The sequence below is a fragment of the Pseudomonas sp. SDI genome, from assembly GCF_003105155.1.
In the GTDB taxonomy this organism is placed as follows: domain Bacteria; phylum Pseudomonadota; class Gammaproteobacteria; order Pseudomonadales; family Pseudomonadaceae; genus Aquipseudomonas.
Genome location: NZ_QETK01000066.1, coordinates 1 through 1,200, shown reverse-complemented (window position 1 = coordinate 1,200; position 1,200 = coordinate 1). Strand labels below are relative to the sequence as shown.

The 1,200-nt window shown below is 54.8% G+C and carries 2 protein-coding genes; both read right to left on the bottom strand.

What is annotated here, in order from left to right; genetic code table 11:
• A partial coding sequence (locus tag DCO48_RS22485; RefSeq protein WP_218276135.1) for an IS3 family transposase occupies positions 1–846 on the bottom strand: 846 nt, incomplete at its 3' end.
• Entirely contained in the window at positions 843–1,136 is a 294-nt protein-coding gene (locus DCO48_RS22480; RefSeq protein ID WP_116552794.1) for a transposase, read from the bottom strand. The genes DCO48_RS22485 and DCO48_RS22480, both read right to left, overlap by 4 nt.
• Positions 1,137–1,200: the final 64 nt, after the last annotated feature.

The window sequence follows — 1,200 nt, the reverse complement described above, 5'->3', positions numbered from 1 at the left end:
CAAGCCTTTGGCATATTCGTTCGGAGAACGGTAGCCCAGCGCAGAGTGCAGTCGGCTGTCGTTGTAAAACCCATGGATGTAACTGGCGATCGATAGCTGTGCCTGTTTTTTCGTGAGGTAGACCCCGCAAGCCTCTTCTCTTTTCAGCGTAGCGAAAAAGCTCTCGGCCACCGCGTTGTCCCAGCAGTTTCCCTTTCGGCTCATGCTCTGTGTGAAGTCCTTCTTGGCCAGTGTCAGGCGAAACTTACTGCTCGCATACTGACGGCCCTGATCGGAGTGAAATACCGCACCGTTGGCGCCAGAGCAGGCGTTCCAGGCGTTCAGAAACGCCCGTTCGACCAGGTCGTCAGGCATTCGATCAGACAAGCTGTAGCCCAGTATCTGGCGGGTTTGGATACTCAACACTATGGCCAGATACAACCAACCTTCTTTGGTGGGGAGATAAGTGATGTCACTGACCCAGGTTGGCGTGAGGTTATCGATGGAAAACTGACGCGCCAGCACATTACTTGCAACCGGTAAGTAATGATGGCTGTCCGTGGTACAGGGCCTGAAACCGCCTTTGGACTTGCCCCGTATCTGCTCCTCCTGCATCAACCGCCTAACTCGTTTGTGGCCCACCGCGTGCAATTTCTGGCGCAAGGCTGCCACTAGCCGTGGCCGGCCGTAGGTGTTTCGACTGGCCGCATAGGCCTTACGCAACTCAATGCGAATTTGAGCGTCAGGATCAGGGTGAGACTGACGGTGCGTGTAATCGTAGAAACCTGAAACCGAGACATCCATCACCCGACACAAAACACGTACGGGGTATTGAGTCCGTTCAGTAGCGACGAAGGCGTATCTCACCTGGACTCTTTGGCAAAGAATACCGCCGCCTTTTTTAGGATTTCACGCTCCATTTTTAGCTCGGCAATCTCAGCGCGCAGGCGAGCGAGCTCACTGTCTTGCTTGGTGATGGGCTTGCGTTCGGGTGAACTCAACGGCTGGCCTCTGCGCGTGGCATCAACCCAGTTGTCGAGTGTTTTCACGGATATCTCTAGCTGGCGAGCAGCTTCGGTTCTGCCAACGCTTTCAGCTAACGCGACGGCTTGAGCCTTGAATTCATCGGTGTAGTTACGGCGAGTACTTGGGTACATGGCAACCTCCAAGAGAGCGACTTAAGTATCGCTTCTTGGCGTCCGTTGTCACGGGACAGGCCCA